28 protein-coding genes, 1 tRNA gene and 2 pseudogenes are annotated in these 25,589 nt (G+C 70.7%); 14 read left to right on the forward strand and 17 right to left on the reverse strand.

Translation table 11 applies throughout. From position 1 onward, the window contains the following. Positions 1 to 177 precede the first annotated feature (177 nt). The gene (locus tag OG737_RS31925) at positions 178 to 1,233 is read left to right on the forward strand and encodes a CorA family divalent cation transporter (protein WP_328929678.1); all 1,056 of its coding nucleotides are present in this window, start codon (positions 178 to 180) and stop codon (positions 1,231 to 1,233) included. A gap of 30 nt (positions 1,234 to 1,263) precedes the next feature. On the opposite strand, the gene OG737_RS31930 is transcribed toward OG737_RS31925, so the two are convergent. The 4 genes and pseudogenes from OG737_RS31930 to OG737_RS31945 form a co-directional block, all read right to left on the reverse strand. Continuing rightward, positions 1,264 to 2,466, reverse strand: coding sequence for an FAD-dependent monooxygenase (locus tag OG737_RS31930; protein ID WP_328929679.1), 1,203 nt, complete (start codon positions 2,464 to 2,466; stop codon positions 1,264 to 1,266). A gap of 140 nt (positions 2,467 to 2,606) precedes the next feature. Beyond that, on the reverse strand, positions 2,607 to 3,038 hold the full coding sequence (locus OG737_RS31935; protein WP_328929680.1) for a VOC family protein: 432 nt from the start codon (positions 3,036 to 3,038) through the stop codon (positions 2,607 to 2,609). Between the two features lie 722 nt (positions 3,039 to 3,760). Beyond that, a pseudogene (locus tag OG737_RS31940) lies at positions 3,761 to 4,009 on the reverse strand (glycosyltransferase); the annotation flags it as partial. Then, complete coding sequence (locus OG737_RS31945) at positions 4,006 to 4,221, reverse strand: glycosyltransferase (protein WP_405922287.1); 216 nt, start codon at positions 4,219 to 4,221, stop codon at positions 4,006 to 4,008. The pseudogene OG737_RS31940 and the gene OG737_RS31945, both read right to left, overlap by 4 nt. Positions 4,222 to 4,536: 315 nt before the next feature. On the opposite strand from OG737_RS31945, the gene OG737_RS31950 reads away from it, so the two are divergent. After that, positions 4,537 to 4,974 carry a hypothetical protein gene (locus tag OG737_RS31950; RefSeq protein WP_405922288.1) on the forward strand — a complete coding sequence of 146 codons (438 nt, stop codon included), beginning with the start codon at positions 4,537 to 4,539 and terminating at the stop codon, positions 4,972 to 4,974. Positions 4,975 to 5,153: 179 nt separating this feature from the next. Here the strand turns inward: OG737_RS31950 and OG737_RS31955 are convergent, their stop codons facing one another. Further along, positions 5,154 to 5,921 carry a CAP domain-containing protein gene (locus OG737_RS31955; protein WP_405922289.1) on the reverse strand — a complete coding sequence of 256 codons (768 nt, stop codon included), beginning with the start codon at positions 5,919 to 5,921 and terminating at the stop codon, positions 5,154 to 5,156. A gap of 541 nt (positions 5,922 to 6,462) precedes the next feature. Further along, positions 6,463 to 7,524 (reverse strand): Lrp/AsnC family transcriptional regulator, encoded by a 1,062-nt coding sequence (locus tag OG737_RS31960; protein ID WP_405922290.1) that lies wholly within the window; start codon positions 7,522 to 7,524, stop codon positions 6,463 to 6,465. Between the two features lie 104 nt (positions 7,525 to 7,628). Between OG737_RS31960 and OG737_RS31965 the strand changes: the two genes are divergently transcribed. Then, positions 7,629 to 8,018 carry a VOC family protein gene (locus OG737_RS31965; protein WP_328930539.1) on the forward strand — a complete coding sequence of 130 codons (390 nt, stop codon included), beginning with the start codon at positions 7,629 to 7,631 and terminating at the stop codon, positions 8,016 to 8,018. A 29-nt stretch (positions 8,019 to 8,047) separates the two neighbouring features. Continuing rightward, positions 8,048 to 8,521 carry a DoxX family membrane protein gene (locus OG737_RS31970; RefSeq protein WP_328929686.1) on the forward strand — a complete coding sequence of 158 codons (474 nt, stop codon included), beginning with the start codon at positions 8,048 to 8,050 and terminating at the stop codon, positions 8,519 to 8,521. Positions 8,522 to 8,595: 74 nt separating this feature from the next. On the opposite strand, the gene polX is transcribed toward OG737_RS31970, so the two are convergent. Further along, positions 8,596 to 10,311: a DNA polymerase/3'-5' exonuclease PolX gene (polX, locus tag OG737_RS31975; RefSeq protein WP_328929687.1), complete on the reverse strand. Its 1,716-nt coding sequence runs from the start codon at positions 10,309 to 10,311 to the stop codon at positions 8,596 to 8,598. A 118-nt stretch (positions 10,312 to 10,429) separates the two neighbouring features. Between polX and OG737_RS31980 the strand changes: the two genes are divergently transcribed. Further along, entirely contained in the window at positions 10,430 to 10,789 is a 360-nt protein-coding gene (locus tag OG737_RS31980) for a hypothetical protein (RefSeq protein WP_405676702.1), read from the forward strand. A 62-nt stretch (positions 10,790 to 10,851) separates the two neighbouring features. Next, positions 10,852 to 10,928 (forward strand) — tRNA-Met (locus tag OG737_RS31985). Between the two features lie 127 nt (positions 10,929 to 11,055). On the opposite strand, the gene OG737_RS31990 is transcribed toward OG737_RS31985, so the two are convergent. Together OG737_RS31990 and OG737_RS31995 are read right to left on the reverse strand one after the other, a co-directional pair. Next, a complete protein-coding gene (locus OG737_RS31990; protein WP_328929689.1) occupies positions 11,056 to 11,331 on the reverse strand; it encodes a hypothetical protein in 276 nt (91 codons plus the stop codon). 537 nt (positions 11,332 to 11,868) lie between these two features. Continuing rightward, on the reverse strand, positions 11,869 to 12,171 hold the full coding sequence (locus OG737_RS31995) for an antibiotic biosynthesis monooxygenase (RefSeq protein ID WP_328929690.1): 303 nt from the start codon (positions 12,169 to 12,171) through the stop codon (positions 11,869 to 11,871). A 377-nt stretch (positions 12,172 to 12,548) separates the two neighbouring features. Here OG737_RS31995 and OG737_RS32000 point away from each other — a divergent pair, with 377 nt between their 5' ends. Then, positions 12,549 to 13,181 carry a hypothetical protein gene (locus tag OG737_RS32000; protein ID WP_405676700.1) on the forward strand — a complete coding sequence of 211 codons (633 nt, stop codon included), beginning with the start codon at positions 12,549 to 12,551 and terminating at the stop codon, positions 13,179 to 13,181. Between the two features lie 16 nt (positions 13,182 to 13,197). Here the strand turns inward: OG737_RS32000 and OG737_RS32005 are convergent, their stop codons facing one another. Beyond that, positions 13,198 to 14,106: a LysR family transcriptional regulator gene (locus OG737_RS32005; RefSeq protein ID WP_405676698.1), complete on the reverse strand. Its 909-nt coding sequence runs from the start codon at positions 14,104 to 14,106 to the stop codon at positions 13,198 to 13,200. A 49-nt stretch (positions 14,107 to 14,155) separates the two neighbouring features. Between OG737_RS32005 and OG737_RS32010 the strand changes: the two genes are divergently transcribed. Further along, the gene (locus OG737_RS32010; protein ID WP_328929693.1) at positions 14,156 to 15,037 is read left to right on the forward strand and encodes an NAD(P)-dependent oxidoreductase; all 882 of its coding nucleotides are present in this window, start codon (positions 14,156 to 14,158) and stop codon (positions 15,035 to 15,037) included. Here the strand turns inward: OG737_RS32010 and OG737_RS32015 are convergent. Together OG737_RS32015 and OG737_RS32020 are read right to left on the reverse strand one after the other, a co-directional pair. After that, positions 14,963 to 15,349 carry a hypothetical protein gene (locus OG737_RS32015; protein ID WP_405922291.1) on the reverse strand — a complete coding sequence of 129 codons (387 nt, stop codon included), beginning with the start codon at positions 15,347 to 15,349 and terminating at the stop codon, positions 14,963 to 14,965. The genes OG737_RS32010 and OG737_RS32015 overlap by 75 nt on opposite strands. Positions 15,350 to 15,481: 132 nt before the next feature. Further along, positions 15,482 to 16,273 (reverse strand): SDR family NAD(P)-dependent oxidoreductase, encoded by a 792-nt coding sequence (locus tag OG737_RS32020; protein ID WP_405922292.1) that lies wholly within the window; start codon positions 16,271 to 16,273, stop codon positions 15,482 to 15,484. 141 nt (positions 16,274 to 16,414) lie between these two features. Here OG737_RS32020 and OG737_RS32025 point away from each other — a divergent pair, with 141 nt between their 5' ends. Together OG737_RS32025 and OG737_RS32030 are read left to right on the forward strand one after the other, a co-directional pair. Then, complete coding sequence (locus OG737_RS32025; RefSeq protein ID WP_328929696.1) at positions 16,415 to 16,987, forward strand: TetR family transcriptional regulator; 573 nt, start codon at positions 16,415 to 16,417, stop codon at positions 16,985 to 16,987. 213 nt (positions 16,988 to 17,200) lie between these two features. Further along, complete coding sequence (locus OG737_RS32030; RefSeq protein WP_405922293.1) at positions 17,201 to 17,776, forward strand: hypothetical protein; 576 nt, start codon at positions 17,201 to 17,203, stop codon at positions 17,774 to 17,776. A gap of 58 nt (positions 17,777 to 17,834) precedes the next feature. On the opposite strand, the gene OG737_RS32035 is transcribed toward OG737_RS32030, so the two are convergent. Further along, positions 17,835 to 18,026, reverse strand: a complete 192-nt coding sequence (locus OG737_RS32035) for a hypothetical protein (protein WP_405922294.1) — start codon at positions 18,024 to 18,026, stop codon at positions 17,835 to 17,837. A gap of 105 nt (positions 18,027 to 18,131) precedes the next feature. On the opposite strand from OG737_RS32035, the gene OG737_RS32040 reads away from it, so the two are divergent. From OG737_RS32040 to OG737_RS32050, 3 genes are all read left to right on the forward strand, one after another. Next, a complete protein-coding gene (locus OG737_RS32040; RefSeq protein ID WP_405922295.1) occupies positions 18,132 to 19,082 on the forward strand; it encodes a DUF4344 domain-containing metallopeptidase in 951 nt (316 codons plus the stop codon). Positions 19,083 to 19,300: 218 nt separating this feature from the next. Next, the gene (locus OG737_RS32045; RefSeq protein WP_405922296.1) at positions 19,301 to 19,852 is read left to right on the forward strand and encodes a potassium channel family protein; all 552 of its coding nucleotides are present in this window, start codon (positions 19,301 to 19,303) and stop codon (positions 19,850 to 19,852) included. Between the two features lie 52 nt (positions 19,853 to 19,904). Beyond that, positions 19,905 to 20,348 carry a DUF1398 family protein gene (locus tag OG737_RS32050; protein ID WP_328929700.1) on the forward strand — a complete coding sequence of 148 codons (444 nt, stop codon included), beginning with the start codon at positions 19,905 to 19,907 and terminating at the stop codon, positions 20,346 to 20,348. A 307-nt stretch (positions 20,349 to 20,655) separates the two neighbouring features. Here OG737_RS32050 and OG737_RS32055 read toward each other — a convergent pair whose 3' ends face one another. The 3 genes and pseudogenes from OG737_RS32055 to OG737_RS32065 all read right to left on the reverse strand — a co-directional run bounded on the left by OG737_RS32055 (position 20,656) and on the right by OG737_RS32065 (position 23,044). Next, a complete protein-coding gene (locus OG737_RS32055) occupies positions 20,656 to 21,387 on the reverse strand; it encodes a hypothetical protein (RefSeq protein ID WP_405922297.1) in 732 nt (243 codons plus the stop codon). A 147-nt stretch (positions 21,388 to 21,534) separates the two neighbouring features. Then, a pseudogene (locus tag OG737_RS32060) lies at positions 21,535 to 22,336 on the reverse strand (M20/M25/M40 family metallo-hydrolase); the annotation flags it as partial. Between the two features lie 111 nt (positions 22,337 to 22,447). Continuing rightward, positions 22,448 to 23,044, reverse strand: a complete 597-nt coding sequence (locus OG737_RS32065; RefSeq protein ID WP_405676685.1) for a hypothetical protein — start codon at positions 23,042 to 23,044, stop codon at positions 22,448 to 22,450. Positions 23,045 to 23,380: 336 nt separating this feature from the next. Between OG737_RS32065 and OG737_RS32070 the strand changes: the two genes are divergently transcribed. Next, complete coding sequence (locus OG737_RS32070) at positions 23,381 to 24,733, forward strand: erythromycin esterase family protein (RefSeq protein WP_405676683.1); 1,353 nt, start codon at positions 23,381 to 23,383, stop codon at positions 24,731 to 24,733. A 54-nt stretch (positions 24,734 to 24,787) separates the two neighbouring features. On the opposite strand, the gene OG737_RS32075 is transcribed toward OG737_RS32070, so the two are convergent. Further along, entirely contained in the window at positions 24,788 to 25,480 is a 693-nt protein-coding gene (locus OG737_RS32075; RefSeq protein WP_405676681.1) for an AAA family ATPase, read from the reverse strand. Between the last annotated feature and the right edge of the window lie 109 nt (positions 25,481 to 25,589).

Here is a 25,589-nt window from a genome sequence, read left to right on the forward strand (position 1 = left end):
TGTCGAGGCCGACGGTGACGCCGTCCCGCTCTCGGTGGGCCGGAGGGGGACGGCTCCGGCACGCGAGGACATTCCGTATGAGTCGGAGGAGCATCTATTGATGTGAGGCCTGTACGGCGCGCTACGCCGCCGGTGGGCAAGAGTGGCGCACCCCGGCCGACCGTGAGGAGGATGGCCATGATCGTCGACTGCGCACACTACCGGGACGGGCGTCGGCAGCACGAGGGCGCGATGCCCCTGGAGCAGGCCGCCGCCCAGTGCAGGCAGGGCGGATTCGTGTGGCTGGGCATCTTCGAACCGGGGCCGGAGGAGCTGGCCCGGGTCCGGGAAATCTTCGGGCTGCACGAGCTCGCCGTCGAGGACGCCCGTACCTTCCACCTGCGGCCGAAGGCCGAGCAGTACGAGGACGGCACCGAACTGATCATCCTGCGCACGGCACGTTACGACGACGAGCGCGAGGAGATCGACACCGGCGAGATCAGCATCTTCCTCGCCGAGCACTTCGTGATCACCGTCCGCCAGGGCATCGCGAGCGAGCTGCACGGTGCCCGAAGCCGACTCGAAGGTCGCCCCGAACTGCTCAAGACCGGCAGTGCCGCCACGCTGTGGGCGATCCTCGACCAGGTCGTCGACAGCTACGCCCCAGTCGTCGGGGAACTCGAACGCGACATCGAGCAGATCGAGGCCACGGTGTTCTCCGGGGCGATCGCCCCGACCGAACGGATCTACTTCCTGCGCCGTGAGGCCACGGACTTCTACCGTGCCGTACACCCGCTGCTCGCCGTGCTCGCCCGGCGGCTGCAGTCCGGCAAGTCACCGCCCGCGCTCCTGCCGTACTTCCGAGACGTGCACGACCACCTGCTGCTGGTCAATGAGGAGGTCGCTGCCCAACGCGACCTTCTGACCACCGTCCTGGAAGCGAACATCGCGGTGATCTCCGTCGAGCAGAACAAGATCAACCTTCGGCAGAGCGCCACGATGGAGAGACTCACGATCCTCGCGAGCGTGTTCCTCCCGCTGTCCTTCGTGGTCGGCTTCTTCGGGCAGAACTTCGCGTGGCTCATCAGCCACATCAGCAGCTTCACGGCGTTCCTCACGCTCACCGTCGTCGGACTGCTGCTGCCGTGCCTGATGCTCTACGTCTGGCTGCGCCGACGGCGCAGCCACCCGACACCGCCGATGCCGGAAGTGGGTGACGCCGTCCCGAGAGCCCCGGCAGCCTTCACGAGGTGACGACGACACCCCGACCTCAGCGGGTCCCGGCTACCCGGGGAGCCGGAAGCCGTTGAAGAGGTCGTCCATGCCGCGCAGGGCAAGGCGGGCGGGTGTGGCGCGGACCGCGAGGTCGCGCGCCGCCACCGCGAGCGGGTTGCGGAGGGCGCCCAGGCGGCCGACCCGGCGGGCACGGACGCGCACGGCGTCGGTGCGGTCGCGGCGGGCGGCGGTGTACGCGTCGAGGGCGGCCGGCACGAGGTCTGTGCTGTCCCCGTCGCCCCCGTCGCTTCCTCCGCCGTCTCCGGCGGGGAGCAGGTGGGCGAGGATCACCGCGTCCTCGATGGCCTGGCAGCCGCCCTGGCCGAGGTTGGGGGCCATGGCGTGGGCGGCATCGCCGAGCCAGGCGATCCGGCCGTGGTGCAGGCGTGGGAGCGGGGCAGCCAGGTCGTAGAGGTCGTTCCGGAGCACATCGGCGAGGTCGAGGCGGCCGACACGGTCCAGCAGGGCCGGAATCGGGTCGTGCCACGAGCCGAAGCGGCGTAGGAGTTCGGCGCGAGGGTCGGCCGACCGGGTGCCGGCCGGGACCATCGCGGTGGCGTAGAGGTACAACCGGCCGTCGGAGAGCGGTGTCACGCCGAACCGGTCGCCCCGCCCCCAGGTCTCACTCATGGCCGGTATCCGCAGGTCCGGGGCATCCACGATGGTCCGCCAGGCCGTCTCGCCGATGTAGTGCAGGCCGGGGTGGGCGGGGAAGTACGCGCGGCGCAGCGGGCTGTGGATGCCGTCGGCGGCGACGACCAGATCGGCGGGAAGGTCCGGGCCGGCCGTCGTACGGACGGTCGGGCGGCCCGCGGCGTCGTCGACGGCGGTCACCTCGGTGCCGTAGCGAAGGGCCTCCGGCGGAAGGGAGGCGGCCAGAGCGGCGGTGAGCGCCGGGCGTGGGACGGCGATCGGGGCCATGCCGTAGCGGGCCGCCATGTCCGCGGTGTCGGTCCGGGTGAGCCACTGGCCGTTGGAGCGCCGTACGCCCATCGTTGTGGGCACGGCGCTGCCTGCGGCGCGGGCGGCGTCGACGCCTATGGCGTCGAGTGCGCGCAGGGCGTTGGGGGCGAGGCCGATGCCGGCGCCGGTGATCGGGGGTTCGGAGGCGCGCTCGCAGACGGTGACGTGCCAGCCGCGCCGGTGCAGTGCGATGGCGGCCGTGAGGCCGCCGATTCCGGCCCCGACCACCACCGCGTGACGTTGTGTCATGAAACGCCTCTCCGTCCGGTTCGGGCCGTCCCTACAGCTGACGCGCCCTCACTCCACAACTGTAGAGATGGCCCCCTGTGTCCGGCCCCGCACCCCCTCGGCGACCGGTTCACAAAGGGAGCGGCGGGCGTCGCTGTCCGCTAGCGGCCGAAGTCGGGCAGGATCAGGGAGCCGTCCTCGGCCAGGGTGAAGCCGGGGTTGTGGGCGATCTCCCAGGCGTGGCCGTCGGGGTCGGTGAAGACACCCGAGTAGAAACCGATCGCGTTGACGGCGGCGGGCCGGGTGACGGTGCCGCCGGCCCGGGCGGCGGCGTCGAGGAGGGCGTCGACCTCGGCGTCCGTACGCACGTTGTGAGCCAGGGCGATGCCGCCGAAGCCGGTCGCCGGGGCGTCGGCGAGACCGCAGTCGGCAGCCAGTTTCCGGCGGTCCCAGAGAACCAGGGCCAGACCGCCCGCCTGGTGGAAGACCGTCTCTTCGACTTCGGTGCCGCGCCAGTCCAGCGCCGAGTAGAAGCCCTTGGCGCGGGTGAGGTCCGCGACGCCCAGGGTGACCAAACTGATCCGCTGTTCCATCCTGCCACCGTAAGGGCCGGGTACGTCAGCGGGCCCCGCAGCCCGGCCGGAGGAGCACCTCCAGATGCAGCTCCCCGAGGCGTTCGCCAGAGTGATCGTGAAGCTGGGCACCGTACCGGAGGTCGTCGGCAAGCCCGCAGCCGTCGGGACCCTGCCGTCGGCTGTGGTCCGGGAGACGAGCGCGGAGCTGGAGATGAGCGAATTCCCATGTCCGTGCGCTCCTGTATCGAAAGCGAGGCCGGGTCGGCGAGCGCTGCTGGTGACAAGCGGTGATCGGCATGGTGGCTGATGCCTGACGCCGCAACCCTCGCCGGCTGCGGCGTGCTCTGGGCGAAATGGCTGATGTGGCAGGCGACGGGCCGCTGGGACGCGTACGAGACGCCGGGCGGGGTGCTGCCCGTGGCGTAGACGGTGAGGGTCCAGGCGAGGAACGCGAGGCAGACGAGGATGCTGAGGGCGCCGACTGCCGTGGCCAGGCGCAGTGGGGCTGCCGAGAAGCTGGTGATGCTGTCCAACGCCAAGAGGGTCATTTTGTGCAGCGGGTATTTGGTGGTGCCGGCCACTCGCTCTCCGCGCTCGTACGTGACCTGGCCGGAGGGGAAGCCGAGCGAAGGGATGAGCAGACGATAGATCTGCTGCTGGTCGGGAAGGGTCTTCAGGGTTTCCACGACAGGGCGGGACAGCAGGCGGAAGTCGCCGGCCTTGGCGGGGACGAAGGAGCCGGCCAGACGGCGCATGAGCCAGTAGTACGCGGCGGCTGTCAGGCGTTTGAATCCGGTGTCGGCGGAGCGGTCGACACGGACGGCGTAGACGATGTCCAGACCGTCTGCCCGGGCCAGGGCGAGCATTTCGGGGATGACGTCCGGCGGATCCTGGAGGTCCGCGTCGATGCTGATCACGTAGGCGCCGCGGGCGCGGCGCAATCCGGCGGTAAGGGCGGCTTGGTGGCCGCTGTTTCGCCGGAGGGTCACGATGCGCAGCTGGGGCCAGACGGTGCGCAGATCTTCCAGCAGGCGGGGGGCTTGTCGGTCGAGCCGTCATCGACGGCGAGGACCTCGTACGGTTCGCCGGACCCGTCCAGGACCGGCCGGAGCCGGGCCGTCAGAACAGGCAGGACCTCTTCCTCGTTGAAGATGGGAACCACGATCGACAGAGCGATCGATCTCCTGTGTGCGTCATACACAGCACTCATGATGTGGGAAGCGTCTGAAGCCGGCATTTTGGGAGACCGGCGGGAATCGCCCGCATCGAGGCCGCGAAGGCCGGCGGGACCTTCCTTGCCGGGTCCTCCGCCGGCGCTGCGGCAGCTTATACCAAGATCGGTTCTGGACGTCCAGTCACGTGTTCGAGTGGCGTGACGCACGTCCCCCGGCAGGGTTTATTTGAAGTACGCCCTTACCGGGGAATCCCCGGAGGAAATGAGGTCGAAATATCATCCCGGCCCGTTTCCCCGGGGCGGTACAGAACCCCTCTTTTTTATACCGAATGGAGAATTCCCATGTTCGAGCTCTTCTCGACCCGTCGTGTCGTTCTGGCCGGAGCTTCCCTGGCGCTGGTGGGTGGCGGTATCGCCCTTCCGGCGACCGCGATGGCCGCCCCGGCCGCCGCCCCGCAGCAGGCCGTCACCCTCGCGCATAGCGACGACAGCGCCGACGGCATCGGTACAGGCGGCGACGCCAACGCCGAGAACACCACGGTCGGCGGTGAGGCCACCGGCGGCGCCGCGAACTCCGGTGTCGGCAACTGCAAGGGCAAGTGCGAAATCACCACTGGTAACGCCACAGGCGGCAACGCCAGCGCCGACGCCACCAACCTCGGCGACGCCACGGCCGTCGGCGGTGACGGCACCGGCAAGGGCGGCACCGTGAACAAGGTCAACAAGCAGGTCATCAAGAACCAGCTCAAGCAGGACCTGAAGCAGAAGCTCGGTAAGTGACGACACCGACAGCCCCGCGGCCCCCGGGATTCCGTCCCGGCGAGCCGCCCGTACAGCAGATGCCGGAGAGGCCCACAGCCTCTCCGGTATCTGCTGTACGGGGCCCCGTCATCCGTGAACCGGCGTCCCCTCCGTGTCGCTGCCGGCGCCCGGGTCTCACTCGGGCCGGGTCGTCGATGTCAGCGGGCCGCGCCGAAGTCCTGGGTCCAGTAGGAGTTCGGCTGTGCGAGGCCGACGCCGATCTCCTTGAACGCGCAGTTGAGGATGTTCTCCCTGTGCCCAGGGCTGTTCATCCAGCCGATCATGACCTGCTCGGGCGTGCTGTAGCCGTACGCGACGTTCTCGCCGTAGGTCATCCAGGCGTAGCCGGCGCGGGTGATGCGCGCGCCCGGGTCCGAGCCGTCGGATCCGGTGTGCGACATGTTGGAGTGCGCGGCCATGTCCTTGCTGTGGTTCAGCGCGGCAGCCGTCAGCTTGTCATTGACGGTGAGGGCCGAGCACCCGGCCTTGGCGCGCTCCTTGTTCACGAGGGCCACCACCTCGGCGGCAGGGCCGGAGGGCGCGGCGGTCGGGGGGCTCGGGGGCTTCGAGGTGACCGGAGGCTTCGGCCGGGCCGGGGCCGGGGCCGGCTTGGCGGACTGTGTCTCCCGGGGCGGCTGGGTCGCCGCGGTGGAGGGCTGCGCCGTCTGCGGATCCTGCGTCGGCTGCCCGGTCGGCTCGGGCGTCCCGGTCGGGGTGGCCACGGGTGCCGCCTGGTTCTGGATCGACGCGACGGGCGAAGGTGCGCTGGGCGAGGCGGGTGCGCTCTGCCTCTCGGAGGCCCTCGTCGTACCCGTCTCCTGGGTGTCCCAGCATGCGATCGCGGCGGTGGGTATGCCCACGATGCCCAGGGTGACGGCGGCGATCGATATCTTCTTGTATTGCTTCCTCTTGCGGTGCTTCTGCATACGGGCCTCACTTGGTTTCTGCGAAGCGTCCTGCGCCTGAGCTGTCTGAACGCCGGGCGGGCCGCCATTCTTAAAAGCCCTGGAACGGGCTGGCAAGTCTCGCCGCCGGCACACGCGGCGGCGCCGTGCGGCGGACTTGAAATGGGCGGACAGTCGTGCTCGACGTGCGCTCGGCGGCCTGCGTGAAGCAGGTGACGGCCATCAGAAACACCTGTGACGTGGCAAGTTGGAGCGGGTCGTCCCATAACCTGAGGTGCTCATTACGGTGGACAGGGGGAATGTCGACCCCGGTTGGACAAATCTCGACATGTCGGTGAGCCCGTGGTGGACGTAATGGTTCCGTGACCCTTCAAGCCGCTGTGATGCATGTCACTGTTTCGCGTGGAACCGGAGGTGCAGCCGAAGGGCGCGCGCTGCACCCCGGGCCAAGGGGTGCAGCCCGGCCCGGCGCTGCCCGCGACCGGGTGGCGTAGCGGCCCCGCGGCCAGGGTCCTGCAGCCTTCGTCGGGGATGCCCGAGGCGTCCGTTAGGGGTCGGCCGGTCAGCGCCGCTGTTCCCGTCCCGGACCGTACCGTCCCGCACCGCGCCGTTCCGGCCGTTCCGCCATCGCCGGCACGAGGAGCGGGCCCGCCCGTTTTGCGCGGCGCTGGACCAGCGCGGTCTCCATCCGGCCGATGCCCGGCAGCGCGGCCAACTCGTCGGCCAGGTAGTCGTAGAGGGCATCGGTGTCACGGCACTGCACCATGGCGAAGACCGCCGCCCGGCCCGTGGTGACGGCGGCGAAGGCGACCGCGTCGTGCCGTGACAGCGCCTGCGTCACCTCGACCAGCGAGGCCGGCGCCACCTCCAGCCACAGCAGCGCCTCCAGGGGGAAGCCGAAGTGGGACGGGTCCACGTTCACCTCGAAGTGGAGCACCCCGGCGGCCCGCAGTCCGGCGACGCGGCGGCGCACGGTCGAGGCCGACCAGCCGGTGACGGCGGCCAGCCGTGCCACGTCCGCCCGGCCGTCCCGGGCCAGTTCGCCGGCGAGCCGTGCCTCCGCCTCGCCCCAGCCGGACGCTTCATCGGGCGCTTCCCCGTCGCCCGGTGGCTCCGGCGCGGGACCGAGCAGAGCCGCCTGCTCGAACGCCTCCAGCGCGCTCGTCCGCCCTGCCCAGCCGCCGACACCGGCAACCTGGCGCAGCACGCAGCCTGCCTCTACATCCCGTACCCCCGGGGTTCGCAGCAGATGGTCGAAGAGCGCGCGCCCGCTGTCCGTACCCGAGGCCGGAGTGCGGACCATGCAGGTCAGCCGCGTTCCGCCGACGAGCGGAGCGATCCACGAGGTGTCGTCCCGCTGCGCGAGGGCGGCGGTGAGCGCGTCGGCGGCGTCAGGTGTGCAGTCGATGCGGACGAACCAGTCGAGCATGCCGATCCGCCGGCTGTCGACGAGCCCGACGACTCGGACCACGAGGGCCGACCGCAGCCGGTGGTAGCGGCGTGCGACGGTGCGCTCCGCGACCCCGAGCACGGTGGCGATCCTGCTGAACGAGACGCGTCCGTCGATCTGCAGAGCATGGATCAAACGGCGGTCCAGCGCGTCGAGCGTGACGGATTGCGTCATGACATCGCACCGATGCGTCTGATTGCGTCCATTGCGGCGACTGTACAGCGCCCACGGGAGTACCGGACAGGACGCTGGGGATGACCGAACGAGAGAGGCAGATCATGTTGACCGTCCTTCCCATCAGGTACGTGGCCGACGTCGAGGCGTCCCGGGACTTCTACGCCGGGCTGGGGCTCACTGTCCGGCAGGAGCCCGGTGCGGCCGTCTGGGTCCGGCTGACCGCAGCCGCGGGCGCCGTCGGCGTCCATGCCGCCGCCGTCTCGCAGGGGCGGCCGCCCGGCGCCACCGAACTGGGCTTTGCGACGGATGAGCCGCTGGAGGAGGTCGCGCAGCGGCTCCGACGGAGCGGCTACCCGTACGAGCTCGTCGAGGAGAACTTCGGCCGCAGCATCCGGGTCACCGACCCGGACGGGGTCGTCGTGCAGATCCAGCAGATCGACCCGGACACCGTCCGTAGGTCGGCCGAGGCTATGACCGGCGACCACGCCTGACCCGGGCGTCACGCAAGGGAGGTCCTGACGTGGAACCGCTCATCACACTCGTCACCGTCGCAGGCCTGCTGCTGCTCGCCGGGGCGCTCGGCGCCGTCCGGTTCCGGCGGCCGACCGCCGCCCTGAGGGGCGGCCTGGCGGCCATGTTCGCGCTCACCGGGGCCGCGCATTTCGTCGGGATGCGCGAGGAGATGGTCGCCATGGTGCCACCGGCCCTGCCGGCCCCCGAGCTGCTCGTCACGCTGACCGGCCTCGCCGAACTCGCCTGCGCGCTGGGGCTGCTGTGGTCGCGGACCGCCCGGGCCTCGGCCGCCGTACTCACCGCACTGCTGGTCGCGATGTTCCCCGCGAACGTCTACGCCTCCGGCGGCGACGTGCCCTGGTGGGACCGGCTCGGCCCCCGGACGGCCATGCAGGCCCTCTTCCTCGCGGCCACCGTGACCGTGCTGGTCCGCCACGGCCGGGCGGTCGCGGGGACCGGGCCCGAGCCCCCGCGGGGGTGAGCGCCGGCTCCGCGCTGTCGACCGACGGCGCGGGCGACTCACCGAGAGGGGGTCGGCGCCGACCGGTTCCCCGCTCAGGGGCGCAGGAACCGGCGCAGCCGGGCCAGCGGCCACGCGTTGATGACGTCGTCCTTCGTCAGCCAGCCCCGCTGGGCGGTGCCCACCCCGTAGCGCACGTACGGCAGGTGGGTGGGGGAGTGCGCGTCGGAGTCCACCGCGAAACGCACCCCGAAGCGCTTGGCCCGCAGGATGTCCTCGTCGCACAGATCGAGCCGCTCCGGGTGCGAGTTGACCTCCAGGGCGGTGCCGGTCCGCGCGCAGGCCCGGAACACCTCGTCGAAGTCGGCCTCGATGCCCGGCCTGCGGCCGATCCGGCGCGTGGTGGGGTGCCCGATGACCTGCACGTACGGGTTCTCGCAGGCCCGCACCAGGCGACGGGTCTGCGCGCGCGGGTCCAGCCCGAAATGCGAATGCACCGAGGCCACGCACAGGTCGAACCCGGCCAGGAACGCATCGGGCCAGTCCAGCTCCCCGTCGGGCCCGATGTTGAGCTCCGTGCCGTGCAGCAACCGCATCCCGTGGTGCGCCCCTTCCAGCGCGCGCACCTGCTCCCGCTGGGCGAGGACCTTCTCGTCGGTCATTCGCTGCATGAAGAGGTTCGGGGCGTGGTCGGTGACGGCGTAGTACGCGTATCCACGCGCGGCCGCGGCCGCCACCATCTCCTCGAGCGGTGCCAGCCCGTCGGTGAGGTCGGTGTGCGTGTGCAGGTCACCCCGCAGGTCGCCCTCCTCCAGTACTACGGGCAGCTCGTCGCGCAGCCCGGCCGCGACCTCCCCGCGGTCCTCGCGCAGCGTCGGCGCGATCCACGGCAGGCCGAGCCGGGCGTAGATCTCCTCCTCCGTCCCGGAGGCCAGCCGTTCACCGCTGTCGGCGTCGAAGAGCCCGTACTCGGAGAGCTTGAGCCCGTGCCGTACGGCCAGCTCCCGGGTGCGTACGTTGTGCGCCTTCGACCCTGTGAAGTACTGCATGCCCGCTCCCCAGGACTCGGGCGGCAGCACCCGCAGGTCCACCTGGAGTCCGCTCGTCGTGCGGACGGAGGTCTTCTTCGCGCCGTGCGCCAGGACCTCCGCCGTACCGGGCAGCCGCACGAGGGCTTCCATCACCGGGACGGGCCGCTCCGACGCCACCAGCACGTCGATGTCGCCGATGGTTTCGCGCATCCGCCGCAGCGACCCGGCGTACGCGCACCGTACGACGCCCGGCACCGACGAGAGCTCACCGGTGATCTGCTCGGCGATCTCGGTCGCGGCGCCGATGAGGATGCGGCTGCCCGCCTTCTGCATCAGCGAGATGCCGGCGAGTATGTTCTCCTCGCTCTTCTCCCCGAAGCCCCGCAGGTCGCGCAGCCGCTCCGCGTGGATCGCGTCGAGCAGCTGGTCCACCGTGGAAACCCCGAGCCGCTCGTGGAGCAGCATGGCGCGCTTCGGGCCGAGCCCCGGGATCCGGGTCAGCTCCCGCACCCCCGCCGGGACGGCCGCCCTGACCTCGTCGATGGCCGGGACGCGGCCGGTGCGAAGGTAGTCCAGTACCTTCTCGGCGATCGACGCGCCGACGTTCGGGATCTCCTTGAGCCCCTTCGCGTCGAGTTTCGCGACATCCAGTGGACTGCCCCCGATGGAACGGGCGGCCTTCTCGTAGGCGCGCGCCTTGAAGGCGTCCCCGCCGCTGATCGCGATCAGGTCGGCGTACTCCTGGAGCAACGCCTCGACCTTGTCGTTGACCCGGGTCATGTCTCCAGGGTCCCTCCGGCCGCGGAGAGCCGCACGCAACCATGGCCCTGAGCGGCCTGCAAGCCTGGGCCGCTCGGGATCCCGGCGATGACCACGGTCGGTGCGCGACCATGGGGACATGAGGATCGAGCTTCTCGTCGTCCCGGACTGCCCTCACACGGAGCCTGCGGTCGACCTGCTGCGGCAGGCCCTCGATGAGGTCGGACCGTATGGCGCTCCGGTGGTCACGCGAGTGATCCCTGGTCAAGCCGAGGCCGAGCGGTCCGGTTTCACAGGCTCACCGACCTTCCTGATCGACGGCCTTGACCCGTTCACCGAGCCCGGCCGTCCGCCAGGGATGTCGTGCCGGCTGTACCGGACACCGGCCGGGCTCTCTGGCCTGCCCACTCTCGACCAATTGCGGCAGGCACTGACGAGCGCCCTTGCGGCGGGCGGTCCCCGCACCCGGGGCGGCACCGAGCCGCCGACCGGAGGCTGAGGCGCAACGCAGCGCAGCCCGGAGGTCCGCCTCCGCGCGCCGCAGCGTCCTACGGTGGAGGTCGCCGGGCGGAGCGGGGCGGCAGCTCGCTGGGCTCATATCCCAGAGGTTGCGGGTTCACATCCCGCCCCGGCCACCAGAAGGACGGGCCCGCCGCATACGTGCGGCGGGCCCGTCCGCGTTCTGCCTCCGGGCGGCCCGCCACCAGGCGGCCGCGGCCGGACCGATGGCCCCGACGCCAACCGTCCCCGGAGCCCTCGTGGTTGCTACTTCGGAGCCACCCGACAGGCCTGGTCCGCGACGTCCTTGGAGATGCCGGCCTCGTCGAGGCTGGCGGTGCAGCTGGTCTGGTTACCGATCTGACCCTCGTAGCACGCCTGCCGGACGTCGTTCGTGACCTGCGAGTTGTGTTGCGCGACGTATTGCTCGCACTGCTGGGAGTTCGCGTGGGCGGCTGTGGCGGCCGGGGCGGCGAGGGCGATGCCGCCGACGGCGAGGGCCAGGCCGGCGAGGATGCTGGGGACACGAGCCGACGGACGCATGCGGATGCACCTGCTCTCTCGGTCGGTCACGCGATCCGCGAGTGCGCCGGACCACGGGCGGGGGCGGCGCGGAGCAGGCAGTCCGAGAGGCGACCGGCTCGACGCATCCGCCACCCTCGCCCTTCCGACGCTAGAGCACGGCACCGGTGCACGCACTTCAGGCCGGCCGGGGCCATCCGGAAGGGCGCCCGGACTCCCGCACGCTGGACCACGTACCTCCCGTATGCCGGAAACGGTCGAACGTTCCGGTCCGTGCCCGTCCGCCGGGCACGATCGGACTTTCTGCATCACCTGGCACCTGCGGACTGCCTCATAGTGCGGACAGTGGCCGAATCGGCACTGACGGTGGTGTGTTCCCCCTCCGTGTCCGCGAGCTCGGGCCGGCTCGGGGCACGGGGCCGGGGGAGCGTCAGCCGTGTCTGGCCGGACACGGCGATGCGGCCACCAGTCGCGTGTCCGGTTCGATGACGACCTGCACGTTCGCCGAGAACCGGCGGGGCCGGGCTGGTTGCCCGACACGACGCTCTGCAGCGCCCTTCAGAGGCCGGTCGGCTCCGCGAGCATGTCGTCGACGATGTGCAGCCGCGTTTCCGGGAGGCGCTCCGCGATCGCCTCGGTCATCATCGCCGCTCCCTGCGGATCCGGCATCGCGCACTGTTCGCGGGCTTCCGCATCGGGCCACCGTGCGTAGGCCACCCACGTGCCGTCGTCCGCCTGATGCAGGCGGGAGCCGTAACTGCCGCACTGGGAGTGGATCGCCGCCGTCACCCGGTGCCAACCATCGACGAACAGTTGCTCCTTGCCCTCCTGGAGGCGCCATCGATAGATCACTGCGAACATTCCGGGATCCCCCTCGTCTCGGCACTGCTCGTCAGACGATAGGCGATCGCCTCAAGTGGCGTGATCTTCAGGCCACTTGCGGCGGGGCCGAGCCGATCGTCGTCGTCGGCAAGCGGAGCCGGATGTTCGCCACCGCGTACTGCACGGGCCGGGGCTACCGCATCGACGTGCCGGGCAGCGCCCGCATCCTGATCGCCGGGAACCGTCGGCGCCTACCGCCGGCGCCGAACCGTCGGCCCGACAGGCAACCGGACGGCCAAACGGAACCGGAACCCCTCCCGCCGGACCGCCGCCCCCGGTGATCATGAAGGTCGGCACGTGAGGGAGAATCCGGATGGCCGGACAGGCCGGCCCGACGACGAACAGGAGCAGATCCGTTGACCGACGAGGGGCGCGAACAGGCCCAGGAGTTCCTGCAACCGGGGGAGCGGCTCATGGCCTGGTGCTCCTTCGAACTCGGTCCGGGAGTGCCGGCTCCTCCCGAGTCTCTGCTCGCCCCGCCGGAGCCGTCTGCGCTCCAGCGGCGGATCGAGGAGAGGCTGCCCGGGCCGCTGAGGCAGCTGGCCAAGTCCCGCGTGCTCGACCCCCGCAGGTCGAGGCCGGCTGCCGCGGCGGGCGCGATCGACCGGATGCCGGACGCGGTGGACAACCTCGGCACCCGGTTGATGCACGGCAAGAGCATGGAGGGCGGCTGGCAGAGTGCGGCCGGGCACTTCGTCATCGGCCGGGCCAACGCGCGCGGCTCGGTCGCGGGGGTACTGGCCGTCACGGACAGGCGCTGGTTCGGCCTGAGCGACGTCTCACAGCTGTGGCAGATGACACCGGTGATGAAGCAGTGCTGGGAAGCGCCCCGATCGGCCGTCTCCGCCGTGCGCGCCAACCCGACGGGCGTGCTCCAGAAGGGGCGCATGGACATCGAGTTCACGGACGGCTCCTGGGTCGCCCTCGTCGCCTCGGTACCCCGAAACGCCGCGGGTTTCGTCGAGGCCGCTGCCCGCTACCCGCGCTAGGCGGTCCGCACCCGGCTCAGGATGCCAGCCCGTGCGCGGCCTCCTTCAGGAGGGCCAGGAAGGCCAGGGCCGCGGGGGAGGGGACGCCCCCGCGCGCGGTGGCCGCGTAGACCTGGCGGCGCGGGGTGTCGTCCGGGTGCAGAGGGACGAGCGCGAGGTCGGGTCGCGCGGAGGAGGCGGCGAGCGCCGGGATCAGGGTGACGCCGAGCCCGGCCGCGACGAAGCCCTGCTTGGCGATCCAGTCGGCTGCGACGAAGCCCGTCCGCGGGTGGAAACCCCCCTCCAGTGCGGAGCGCATCAGCGTGTCCTCGGGGCGGGTGCCGCCCGCGATCCACTCCTCGTCGGCCAGTTCGGCCAGCCTCACGTCGGCGCGCCCGGCGAGCCGGTGGCCGCGCGGCAGGGCCACGTACATCCGCTCGTCGAGCAGGTGGTGGGGGGTGCAGCCCTGCGGGGGCCGCCCGGAGGTGTCGGCGACGACGGCGAGGTCGAGGTCCCCGGCGGCGAGGAGGGCCAGGTGCTTGGCGGAGGGGCCCTCGGTGCGGGTGACGGCGACGGCGGGGTGGCGGGTCCGGAAAGCCGCGAGCGCGCGAGGCAGCAGCGCGGCGTCGGCGGTGGAGAAGGCACCGATCCGCAGCCGCCCGGCGCCGACGGTGCGCAGGGCGTCGAGTTCGGCTCGGGCGGTACGCAGCCGTTCGCCGACGGCCTCGGCGTGCGGGAGCAGGATCCGGCCGGCCTCGGTGAGGCGGACCCCACGCGGAAGGCGGTCGAAAAGCGGGGTGCCCCACTCGTCCTCCAGGACCTGTATCTGCCGGGAGACCGCGGACTGGGTGTAGCCGAGGGAGCGGGCGGCGGCGGTGAAGGAGGCCAGGCGGGCCACGCGGAGGAAGACCTCGTACAACTCATGCGGTGTGGGCATGGCAGCCATGCTAGACATTCGCTTGTCGCATGCCAGGGGGCGGGCCTAGCGTCGTCGCATGGACACGGCGAAGAAGATCGCATTCCTCGGCCTCGGCCACATGGGTGCACCTATGGCCCGTCACCTGCTCGCCCAGGGGCACGCATTGACGGTGTGGAACCGGACGCCGGACAAGGCGGAAGCACTGGCGGCGGCCGGTGCGACGGTCGCCGCCACACCCGCCGGTGCGGTCCGCGACGCGGACCTCGTCGTCACGATGCTGGCCGATCAGGCGGCCCTGCGGGCCGTCTCCGACGCCCTCCTGTCGGACTCGGCGGCCCTGCGGCCCGGCGTCCACTGGATCGATACCTCGACGGTCGGGCCGGACACGGTGAGGGCGCTCGCGGCGCGGCTGCCGGAGGGCGTGACGCTGACCGACGCGCCGGTGATGGGAAGCGTGGACCGGGCCGCCACGGGAAAGCTGTGGGTGCTGGCGGGCGGCGACCCGCTGCCCGGCCCGGTCCGCGAGCTGCTGAACACCCTCGGCGAGGTCACCGTGTGCGGCCCTGCGGGCTCCGGCGCCGCCCTCAAGCTGGTGCTGATCAACGCGGTGGTCGGCGGAGTCGGACTGGTGGCGGAGGCCCTGAGGCTGGGCCAGGTCCTGGGCCTGCCGCAGGAGCTGGTCCGCGCCGAACTGGCCCGCGGACCGCTGGCCGGCGCGGTGGCCCGTACGTACGCCGACGCCTCCCACTTCCCGGTGGCCTTGGCCGCGAAGGACGTGGCCCTGGCCACCGGCCACGCCCCGCTCCCGATCCTGGAGGCGGTGCACGCCACGCTCACCGCCCGACCGGACCTCGCGGACCAGGACCTCTCCCACATCAGGCCCTCAGCGGCCTCGGACGTGACACGGTGCTCGAAGGTGCAGCGCCAGGGTGGCGAGGTAGTCCGTGACTCGGCGTAGTGCCGCGGTTCGTAGGCCCCGTCCAGGACCATGGCGCGGGACGGTGCCGACGTAGCTGCCGAAGGAACGGCCGTAGAAGGTGAGCGCCTCCTCGCCGGGGGCCTGCCGGAGCAGGTCGATGTCCTTGGCGTTCGAGCCGGTGCCGATGAACGGCACGAGGTCTGTCGACCGTTGCTGACAGGCGGTGGCGAAGTCGAGGCCCTGCCGGATGGCGCCCCGCAGGGCTCCCGGGCCGGGTACGCCGCGTGCGGCGTCGGCGGCGGCGGAGTACTCCTTGTCGTTCCAGCACTGCACCTGACCGCTGCGCGCCACGCCGCGCATGTCGTACCCGACGACGTCGAAGGCGTCACGGAGGGAGGCAGGGAGCGCGGCGTAGCTGTTACGGGCGACGGGCGAAACCAGCGCGAGCGGTGGTCCCGACCGGGGGTGCGGGACCGCCGCCCCCTAACGGCGTGAGCGCTGGGACTCGACGATCTGTCGCACGGAGCCGTCGACGTCCGCCCGAGCCTGGACCCGCTCGGCGAATCCGGGGAACTGCCCGGCGATGGCACTCAGCAGCCGCAGCTCCAGCGGCGCCACGTTGACCTCGCACCGGTCGCGGCGGACGGCTCGTACGACGCCGTCGGCGACTTGGCCGGGCGTGACGGTCCTGATGCCGTTCGGCGTGGCGGCACCGGTGGCCGCGAACATCCCGGCGTCGCGGACGAAGCCGGGCTGGACCAGGGACACCCCCACCCCCGTGCCCCTGAGTTCCTGGCGCAGGGCGAGGGCGAATCCGCGCAGCCCGAACTTCGTCGCGTTGTACAGGGAGGTCGACTTGGTCGCCGCCTTGCCGGAAATGGAACCGACCAGCACGATGTGGCCGCGGCCGCGGGCGACCATGTGCGCCGCGAGCAGTCGGGAGAGAAAGACGGGTGCCCGCAGGTTGACGTCGAGGGCGCGGTCGAGCTGCTCCTCGGTGTAGTCCAGGAGGTCGCCGCTGGCGGGCAGGGCTGCGTTCGCGACGAGGATGTCGGCCTCGGCGCAGGTCTCGGCGAGGCGGACGACGTCGGCCCGGGCGGCCAGATCGGCGACCACGGCGCGGGCGCCGCACGCGTCCGCGGTGACCTTGAGGGCTTCCTCCCGCCGCCCGGTGACGGTGAGGCGGGCTCCCTCCGCGGTCAGGCGCGCGGCCAGGGCGGAACCGATACCTCCGGTAGCCCCGGTGAGCACAACGGTTGATCCGGATATGTCCACTACGACTCCCCTGTGGCGTCCCTCTACTGTTCGTTCGAACGAACAGTAGAGATCGCTCCGCCCCCTGTCCACACCTCCGTTGCCCCCAACTCCCCAGCCCTGCCTGGGCGACCACGTAGGACGATGGGGCAGAATATCGACATGCCCCATGCTTCCGACACCCGCCAGAGCATCATCGACGCCGTACTGCGGATCATCGGGCAGGACGGCATCGCCGCCGTCACCAACCGGCGGATCGCCAAGGAGGCCGGAGTCTCCCTCGGCTCCGTCACCTACCACTTCGCCACCCAGCACGAGCTGCTGCGCGAGAGCCTGCTGCACTTCGTGGCGGAGGAGACCCGGCACTTCACGGAGCTCGCCGACGCGTGCACCGACGAGCGCTTCGACATCGGGCAGGCGGCCGAGGTGGTGGCGCAGGTCGCGGGCGGCAACGCCTTCGACAGCCGCCACATCGCGCCCTTCGAGCTCTACGTCCAGGCCGGCCGCGACGAACGGCTGCGTGCCGCCGCGGCCGAGTGCTTCGCCGCGTACGACCTGCTGGCCACCCGGATCCTGACCCACCTCGGCGTGCCGGACCCCGAACGCCTGGCCGGCGTGGCCGTCGCCCTGGTTTTCGGGCAGCAGCTGCGTCGGCTGGCGACCGGCGCCCCGGCCGAGGACCTCGTCGACACCCTGCTGATCCTCACGAAGTTCACCCCGACGCAGACGCCGTAGGCTTCGCGGGGTGGCGGGCCGTACGGCGCCCGGCCGTCACCTCCCGGCGCCATCTTGTACCGACCGGTAATTCCAGCCAATTGTTGCCATGCCCCTGACAGGCTCCTGACACTTCAGGGCGGCTGTGGGACGCTCCCGGCACGCACTCCGCACCCCCTGAGAGGCCCAGCGCCTCGCCCACCCCCACCAGTACGTGGCATGGAGGAGCGAATCATGAGGCACATCGCGCCCATCACGCACGGAATTCACGCGGGGCACAGCACCCGCAGGACCCGCAGCACCCGCGTCACACGCATCGTCGGGATCGCGACGCTGGTCGTCGCCGCGGCCTTCACCGGTACCGGCACCGCCCTCGCGCAGGGCTCCGGCGCCTCGGCCGCCGAACAGAAGGTCGACGGCGTGATGGTGGTCGCCGGCAACAGCTGCAGCTGGACCAACGCGAGTACCAGCGCCGCTGCCCCGGACGCCCTCACCGTCGACCGCACCACGATCAACGCCCCCGGCGGCAACCTGGCCTGTGGTGGCGGCATAGCCGCCACCCTCAACAACAACCCCGCCTTCACCTTCGACGACGCCGCCGGGACGGCGCGGACGGATCTGATCGACATCACCGGCAGGCAGAGCTTCATCTCCTGCCGCTACAAGGCGACGAACATCGTGTGGGACCGCGACGGCGTGAGCCGGAAGTACATCAACCGGGCCTTCACCGCCGCCAAGACCTCGGGCAGCTTCCTGTGTCCGGGCTCGGTCACCACCCCGGCCGGGGACGGGTCCATGCTGTTCCACTGAGCCGGCCGCCCCTCACGACGGCCGCCTCCCGGGCCGGTTCCGGCGGCACGCGCCCCCGTCAGCGACTCCCGAAATCTGGGTGATGCGCAGGGTGCAGGGTGAGCCGGAGTTTCCCGTACCAGGAGGCGGCCGACGCGGTGCAGCGGTGCACGTCGCCCCAGGCGCCGTGATGCACGAGCGCGACCGGCCTGAAGTAGCGGGGAGGAATCACCAAAAAAGGGTTCTTGTAGACAAAGGGCTCGTCGATCATAATCCGCGTGTCAGGTTCGAGTTCCGCTCCGGCATCGGGAAACGGCTCCGGCGGCCGCCGGTGCAACCGCCCGCCGCAACGCCTTGACCGAGGAAAGGAGCCGGGGTGCTGAGTAGTAGTGGGTACTCGGCCAAGCGGAAGGCGGCTTTCGCGGTGGCGCTGTTCCTTGCCGGCTTCGCCGTCGTCTCGTGCGGCGGCGACGCGGTCGGCGCGAGTGGCGAGGTCACGGTCGTCTACGAGGACGACGCGATCAAGCCGAAGAACCGGCATGCCGTAGAGGTGATCCGGAAGTCCGGCGTGCTCGAGCAGGCCGCCGACTGGGTGAACAAGTCGGTCGACCTCCCGCACGACATGGTCGTGAAAGTCACCGACAAGGTCCCACCGGGTGTCACGGATGCGGTCACCCAGCCCGACGGCAGGACGATCTACGTGCCTCCGGCGTTCCTGACCCAGATCGAAGAGACCCTCAGTGGCGTGGTCAAGACCGTCAAACGGCCCGCCCTGTTGCCCGAGGCCAAGTTCAACGTTGACGACCTGACCGCGCTGTCGACCCAGTTCATCTTCGGCCACGAGCTGGGCCATGCTCTGCAGCGCCAGCTTCAGCTCGCGAACCTCGGCCTCGAGGAGGACGCCGCAGACGGGTTCGCGTCGTTCTACACCATCAACGAGGTAGGGCCGGGCCCGACGCTGGCGACCGCGATCCTTTTCGACGAGCTCGCCCGCGCGGAGGGCAAGCTGACGCTGGAGGGGTTCGCGAGCGATCACCCCGTCACCCAGCAAAGGGTCTTCAACTACCTTTGCTACCTCGAGGGAAGCGACCCGAAGAAGTTCTACGGGCCCCTGGTCGATGCGGGATACCTGCCGAAGTCCCGCGCCCCACTGTGTCCGCAGGCCTGGGCGATGCTGGACTACGGCTGGTGGACCCAACTCCAGCCGCATTTCACCGAGGCGTTCAAGGCGCAGGGCGACACGTCGCAGGAGAACGCGCACGACCAACTGATCGCGGAGACGGAAGCCCTGGGGAAGCAGATCGACAAGCTCCGCAGCGAGCAATGAGCATCCCGGGTCATCTGTCACGGCCTGTTATGGACTGCATGGCCCATATGGCCGAGTTGGGCCCCGGCATGTCCGGTTGCGCCGCGCGGCCCGGCCGGACCGGGAAGGCACGACCCACGCGTGGGGCCATGCCGGTGATTTCCTGGTGCGCCTGCCGCGCAGCGCCCGTTTCACCGGAGAGGTTGGGGTCAGGGCATGCGCTGAGTCGGGGTGGAGTCGTGAACGGGAATGTGGGTGGTCACCGTCGGCAAGTACTGCTTGCCTCCGTGCGTTCGCTGATGACGGCGACGCTCCTTGTGGCCGCCTACTACCTGCTGCCCATGGACTCGGCCTTCACGGTCACGACCGTCATCGTGCTCGTCGGTGGCGTCGTGGCCGTGGCCGTGCTCCTGTCCTGGCAGATCTACACGATCACACTGTCTCCGCGGCCCGGGTTGAAGGCCATGGAGGCCATGGCGGTCACCGCGCCGCTCTTCGTCCTGCTGTACGCCACGGCATGCTTCCTGTTGGAGCACAGCGCGTCGGGCAGCTTCAGTGAACCTCTGTCGCGCACGGACGCGTTGTACTTCGCGATGACCGTGTTCAGTACGGTCGGATTCGGGGACATTACTGCGCGCAGCGAGTCGGCCCGCCTGCTGACAACGGGGCAGATCACGCTGAATCTGCTGCTGCTCAGTGTGGCGGCCCGACTCCTGGCCAGCGCAGTTCAGCGGGGCCGGCAACGCCAAGGTCTGTCTGCGGGCCCGGGCGAGAGCGACAGCACGTCCTGATCGACGGCAGCCCGCAGCCGGTTCACCCGGGTGGAGTCTGCCCGTCGGCCTCATGGCGGTGCACCTGATCGATGAGGCGGCGCAGCAGGGCGCGCGCTGCGGCGATCTCGTCGCCGGGGATGCCGGTGGTCAGCGCGCGGTGGGCATCTGTGGCCCGGGCCGTGAGGCCGAGGCCCTGCGCCGGGCCGGAGTCACCCGCTGCCGGATGGCCGTGCCGTCGAACGCCATGCTCTACCTCACCGACGCAGGACCCGTCGCCGTCCAGGGCGAACCGCTGGCCACCGGCATGCTCGACGTCATGCCGTTCGACCGCCAGGCACTCGTCACAGCGCTGCGTGCCGACCAGGCCGGCCAGACCACCTTCGCCGAGTTCGTCCAGGGCTGCTGGAACGCCGGCATCGTCTGGTACGACGTCGACCTCAACGCGCGGAACTGCACCTACTACGGCGCCCACGGCGAGAGCTACGTCGAGACCTACCCTGCCGTCGAAATCTGACGATCCGGTTTTCGTCGCGGTCCGTCCGCCGTACGCCGAGGCTCAGCGTGGCCTGGCCTGGCCTGGCCTGGCCTGGCCTGGCCTGGCTTGGCCCGGCCGCGGCGCAGGCCGGTCGAATGCGTCGGCGGTGCCTTCGAAGTGCACGTAGGCCGGCCCGAGTGCGGCCGGTTCGATCAGTAACGCCGTGCAGAACTCGGGGCCACCCGCCCCCTCCATGAGGCCCGGCCGGGCCATCCACGGGGCAGGTGGCCGCGGACAGGGCCGGAGCAGGCGGGGGTTGGGTGGCCTACGGAGTGGGGGTGACGGGTCAGGCCACTACCGCTTCCCTCTCGTCCGTCGTGTCGGTGGCCGGAGCCGCCGTGGACAGCTGCTCGCCCACCGCGGGCTGGACGGGCGCGGAGTACATGACCGAGCCCTGCTTGTGTTCCTTTTCGATGAGGTTCTTCCTGGCCAGTGCTTCGAGGGCGTTACGGACGACCTGGCCGGATGCGGGCCGACCGGGGTGTGCCTGGGCCAGTTCGGTGGTGACCTCGCTGACCATGCGGGGTTCGGCGGCGCTGACGAGGAGGGCCAGGACGAGTTCGCGCAGCGGGGGCTCCGCCGTCTTGCCCGTCTTCGCCTCGGTGGTCTTCTTCGCGGTGGCTGCGGTGGCTGCGGTGGCTGCGGTGGTCTTGGCCTTCGCGCTGGATGCGACCCCCGAGGTCTTCCTGGGCTGTGCTGCCTTCCTTCCTGCTGCGCGGCCGGTGGCCTTCCTCGCCTTCCGGGGCGGGGGAACGGTCGCGGTGTCATGTGCGGGGGACTGGCCGGGCTGCGGCGCCACCTGGCCGCCGGAGGCCACAGCCCCGTCCGCGGCCGGGGGCAGTGAACCCTGCATGCCGTGAAGCCAGCTTTCGTCGGCCTTCAACTGCTTCAGGCGTTCTTCGAGTTCCGTGATCTGCGCGGAGACCTGATCCTGTTCCTTGCGGTTGGTCTCGAGATCTGCGGCGAACCGCTGCGCGTACACGTTGTGGATGGGCGTGGTGTCCGGGTCGTTGGCCACTTGCGGCTCACTCTCCTCATACCTCACGGTGTTGCTGCCGGATGTTACCCACCAACACCCGCCCGTAGTTCCCTCCTGGCGAGATCCGCTGTATTCCACCGGCGCGGCGAAGAGCAATGCTCAGGGCATCAACCCGCCTGGGCAGCGTCAGCCGCCCTTCTGCGCGTTCTGGATCGTGTTCACGAGGCCGGCGACGAGATGTGCTCGCTCGGCCATGGCGTCAATCACCAGGTACTCGTGGTCGGCGTGCGCACCGCCGCCGACTGCTCCCAGGCCGTCGAGTGTCGGCACGCCGAGAGCGGCCGTGAAGTTGCCGTCGCTTCCGCCACCGACTGCCTTTCCTTCGAAATCGGGAAGCAGCCGCCGCGCCACCGCGAAGAGTTCGGCCGAGGCGGACTCGGGCATCGGGGGCCGGCTGATGGCTCCTCGGACCGAAATCTGCGCCCCGTCGAGGTGCGGGGATAGAGACGCGAATGCCGATTCGATGCGGTCCTTCTCGTCGGACGTCGCGACACGGACGTCGACGAGAACCGTCGCCCCGGCGGGCACGACGGTGTCCATGGTGCCCGCCGACGCGACGGTAGGGATGACGGTCGTGCCGAGGTCGGGTCGCCCGAGCGCCGCGATGTCCAACACCTGGTGGGAGGCCTCGATCAGGGCGTTGACGCCGGCTTCGGGCTCAAGGCCCGCGTGCCACGAGACCACCGAGCATGTCGTAGACCCCGGGGCCGGTGGCGTGCCCGTCCTCGACCGTGAACGGGCGGCGTTCGAGGGTGCCGAGCGAAAACGCCGTGTCGTGGTGTCCGAGGATCAGTACCTTGGGGTCGCCACCGGCGGACCAGTGGACGTGCGGCCCAGTATCGCTCTCGATGAAGACGGCCTGCCCGCCCAGGCGGTCCTCGATAACACCGGCGACAGACTTGGCCGATGCCGTCAAGGCATCGATGTCAGTAGGCGAGGCCAGGTAACCGAAACGGAGCGCCCCTGGTTGTGCCGGAGCGGAAGGCGGGACTGCTGGTCAGAGCCCCCAGTGGCCGCTGCCGGCCGCCCGGATGGCCGCTCAGCCCACCTTCCAGACGACCTCGGGCGCGGTGCCGGTCTCGTTGCTCGGGGAGCTGGTGTCGCGCTCGCCCTGGAAGCCGACGAACAGGGGCTGCACGTTTTCCGGAACCAGGTAGATCTCGCAGGTGGTGACGGACTTGCCTTCGGCCAGCTTCAGGTCATTGTCGGAAGCCTCCTGGCATGGCTCGAACTTGGCTCCCCAGGAGGGGGCGAAGGAGTACGCGCGCTGCGGGTCGGTGCCGTGCAGCAGCAGCTTGTGGTTGAAGCTGACGACGCCGTCCTGCGCACCACCCTTGTGGGTGTAGGTGGTCGTGACGTAGTAGGGCGTCTTGCCGTCCAGCAGCCCGACGCCGAGCTTGTCCACCGCGGCCTTGTCGCCCTTGACGACCGAGGCCGGGGTGACGCTCAGCTGGGTCTTCGCGTTGTCCGGGAAGTGCGTCTCGGACACGTCCGCCGACGTCTTCAGGGCGAGGGGCTCGGCGAACGTCCCCTTCGCCGCGGCGGCCGGGGCGCTGTTCTCCGGCCCGCAGGCGGTGAGCGCGAAGGCGGCCAGCGCTATCGGCGCGGCAGTTCGGAGCAGGCGGTTGGTCGGCATGATGTGAATCCCCCGAGGTTCTTGATGTCCGGTCCGCGCCCCTGCGCCGACCGGTACGGCGACCCTATCCCGCCGGATGATCATGGTTTGCCACGTCCCCGTCACAGTCCTGTTGCAGCGGCGCCGACCCGGTAACTCGTCCCGAGGCCAGGGCTATTGGCAGCAATCGGGACGCTCCTGGGTGCTCGGAGATGGTTGGCTCCCGGTGGCCGGCCACCGTGTGGGGCAGGGGGATATCCCCCGGTCAAGTCGGAGGCGGACCGCAGCGCGACCCGCGCACACCCCGGGTCATGATCGTTTCACCCCAGTGGAACACCGAACCGAGGAGTGATCAGCATGACCGCGCACAAGCGGGTGATCGGCCGACGTGGGCTGCTCGCCGCGACGGCCGGCATCGTGGCCACCGTCCTGCTGGCCCCGGCAGCCTCTGCCACACCCGCCACCACGGCGACGGACGGCCGACAGGCCGACGCGCTCCGCGCGCTGGAGCGCGCCGCCCACCCGCTGCGGTCGACGGAACCCGGCGGCAACACCGGCGACCTGCGGGCCCTGGGAGCCATGGTCGGCGACGCCAAGGTGGTCGGACTGGGAGAGGCCACCCACGGTTCGCACGAGTTCTTCGCCATGAAGCAACGCGTATTCCGCCACCTCGTCGAGGACGAGGGCTTCACCACCTTCGCCCTGGAGATGAGCTGGACGGCCGGCCTGCGGATCGATGAGTACCTCCAGGGCGGCGCCGGCGACGCCCGGCAGATCGCCAAGGAGACGTTGACCGGATCCCCCTGGGAACGCGAGGAGTTCGTCAGCCTCATCGACTGGATGCGGCGGTACAACGACCGTCACCCCGGCCGGAAGGTCCACTTCATGGGCAACGACGTGGGAGCGCCCAAGCTCGGCGACGCCGTCTTCGACCGGGTCACCTCCCACGTCCGGGCGAGCCACCCCCAGGACCTCGCGCGCCTCGAAGAGCTGTATGCGGGCCTGCGCCCCCTCGACGATGTCTTCGCCTATCTGCGCAAGCCCCTCGCGGAACGACGCCACAACGCCACCACCGCCCAGCAGGCACTCGACCTGGTCACCGCGAACAAGGGCACCGGCGGTGACGCCTACGAATGGGCCGAACAGCACGCCCGCAACATCGCCCAGACCTTCGCCTTCACCTCCCTCGACCTGGCCGATCCGCAGTCGGTGTCCGCCGCGGAGCTCCTTCGCGACCAGGCCATGGCCGACAACACCGCCTGGTGGCACCGCCGCACCGGCGACAAGATGCTGCTGTCGGCGCACAACGGCCACGTCGGCTACCTGTCCACCGACCCCGTGATGTACCCCACCACGCAAGGCGTCTTCCTGCGCAACGCCCTCGGCCGCGACTACGCAGCCATCGGATTCACCTTTGCCCAGGGGTCATTCCTCACGGCGACCACCTTCGGCGGGGCCTGGGACAAGGTCACCGTCCCCGCGGCCGCCCCCGACATGCACGAGTACACCCTCGACCTGGTCCGCCACCGCGACTACTACCTCGACCTGCGCACGCTGCCGGTCGCGGGCCGCAACTGGCTGAACACCCCCCGCCCCGTCTACAACGCCGGTTCGTCCTTCAAGAACGACCCGCTCCCCACCCTCGCAATCGGCCAGGCCTACGACATCCTCATCCACCTGAACCAGGTGCACGAAGCCGCCAAACTCTGACCACCCGCGCCTGGGCCCCGCCCGCCACCTGGGTTCCCGGCCGGGGTGATGCCATCAGTCCTGGGGGAGGCCGAACCGTACCGACGTGACACGGTCTCGGAGGCCGCGGTCGAGGAGAACCAGGGAGCGGATGCCCGTACGGGCGGTGAGGCCGTCGTCCTCGATGTGCGAGAGCAGTTCGGCAAGGCCCCGCCGGTGGGTTTCGAAGGCCAGACGCGAAGCCAGCCGACGGCGGGCGTGTTGGCCGGACAGTGCCTCCTGGGGGCCGACATCGAGCACCACCATGTGCAGGGGGCGTCCGGCTCGGCGGGCCGTGTGCGCAAGCCATCGACGCATCCATGCCCGGCCGCCGCAGTCGTGGATGAGCAGGGGCCGACCGCGCCGGATCTCGGAACGCGTCCACTGCATGTGTCTCAGCCGCGCCCACGGCCGGTAGACCGCGTAGGGAAGCCACACGGGCATCCACGCCTCGTACGCGGTGCGGGTGGCGCGGGGATCCACGACGGTGGCGGCCGGGGACCAGGCACGCAGGAGCGTGCTCTTCCCGCTGCCGGGAAGGCCGGCGACGATGACCGCTGCGTGGGACGGATAGGACAGCTCGATGTCCTGGTCGCTCCGCCCCCGCAGATCGACGATTCCCCGTGGCGCGATGCGGCGGCGGGCGCCTTGCATGTCGACCTGGTCCGTGACGGCCCCAGTGCCCTGCGGCCGTTCCGTTCCGTACTCGGTGCTGAGGGGTGCGCTCACAACTGTTGGGCCGTCCGGATCTGAAGGGGTGGGAGGATCAGGAGGCTACGTGAGCCACCGCGCGCGACGGCAGGCGGGTGCCGCCTGCCGCGTTCGCCGCCCGCCGTCG

Origin of the sequence: Streptomyces sp. NBC_00122 (genome assembly GCF_045160845.1) — a bacterium.
In the GTDB taxonomy this organism is placed as follows: Bacteria; Actinomycetota; Actinomycetes; order Streptomycetales; family Streptomycetaceae; genus Streptomyces.

What these genes read in the sequence shown, in the direction of transcription:
- OG737_RS32025 (WP_328929696.1), top strand. Translation starts at nt 16,415, where the DNA reads ATGCCCCATGCTTCCGACACCCGCCAGAGCATCATCGACGCCGTACTG.
- OG737_RS31960 (WP_405922290.1), bottom strand. Translation starts at nt 7,524, where the DNA reads ATGACGCAATCCGTCACGCTCGACGCGCTGGACCGCCGTTTGATCCAT.
- OG737_RS32030 (WP_405922293.1), top strand. Translation starts at nt 17,201, where the DNA reads ATGAGGCACATCGCGCCCATCACGCACGGAATTCACGCGGGGCACAGC.
- OG737_RS31925 (WP_328929678.1), top strand. Translation starts at nt 178, where the DNA reads ATGATCGTCGACTGCGCACACTACCGGGACGGGCGTCGGCAGCACGAG.
- OG737_RS32005 (WP_405676698.1), bottom strand. Translation starts at nt 14,106, where the DNA reads ATGGCTGCCATGCCCACACCGCATGAGTTGTACGAGGTCTTCCTCCGC.
- OG737_RS32035 (WP_405922294.1), bottom strand. Translation starts at nt 18,026, where the DNA reads ATGATCGACGAGCCCTTTGTCTACAAGAACCCTTTTTTGGTGATTCCT.
- OG737_RS31935 (WP_328929680.1), bottom strand. Translation starts at nt 3,038, where the DNA reads ATGGAACAGCGGATCAGTTTGGTCACCCTGGGCGTCGCGGACCTCACC.
- OG737_RS31950 (WP_405922288.1), top strand. Translation starts at nt 4,537, where the DNA reads ATGTTCGAGCTCTTCTCGACCCGTCGTGTCGTTCTGGCCGGAGCTTCC.
- OG737_RS31955 (WP_405922289.1), bottom strand. Translation starts at nt 5,921, where the DNA reads ATGCAGAAGCACCGCAAGAGGAAGCAATACAAGAAGATATCGATCGCC.
- OG737_RS32010 (WP_328929693.1), top strand. Translation starts at nt 14,156, where the DNA reads ATGGACACGGCGAAGAAGATCGCATTCCTCGGCCTCGGCCACATGGGT.
- OG737_RS32050 (WP_328929700.1), top strand. Translation starts at nt 19,905, where the DNA reads ATGGCGGTGCACCTGATCGATGAGGCGGCGCAGCAGGGCGCGCGCTGC.
- OG737_RS31965 (WP_328930539.1), top strand. Translation starts at nt 7,629, where the DNA reads ATGTTGACCGTCCTTCCCATCAGGTACGTGGCCGACGTCGAGGCGTCC.
- OG737_RS32065 (WP_405676685.1), bottom strand. Translation starts at nt 23,044, where the DNA reads ATGCCGACCAACCGCCTGCTCCGAACTGCCGCGCCGATAGCGCTGGCC.
- OG737_RS32070 (WP_405676683.1), top strand. Translation starts at nt 23,381, where the DNA reads ATGACCGCGCACAAGCGGGTGATCGGCCGACGTGGGCTGCTCGCCGCG.
- OG737_RS31990 (WP_328929689.1), bottom strand. Translation starts at nt 11,331, where the DNA reads ATGCGTCCGTCGGCTCGTGTCCCCAGCATCCTCGCCGGCCTGGCCCTC.
- polX (WP_328929687.1), bottom strand. Translation starts at nt 10,311, where the DNA reads ATGACCCGGGTCAACGACAAGGTCGAGGCGTTGCTCCAGGAGTACGCC.
- OG737_RS31995 (WP_328929690.1), bottom strand. Translation starts at nt 12,171, where the DNA reads ATGTTCGCAGTGATCTATCGATGGCGCCTCCAGGAGGGCAAGGAGCAA.
- OG737_RS31930 (WP_328929679.1), bottom strand. Translation starts at nt 2,466, where the DNA reads ATGACACAACGTCACGCGGTGGTGGTCGGGGCCGGAATCGGCGGCCTC.
- OG737_RS31980 (WP_405676702.1), top strand. Translation starts at nt 10,430, where the DNA reads ATGAGGATCGAGCTTCTCGTCGTCCCGGACTGCCCTCACACGGAGCCT.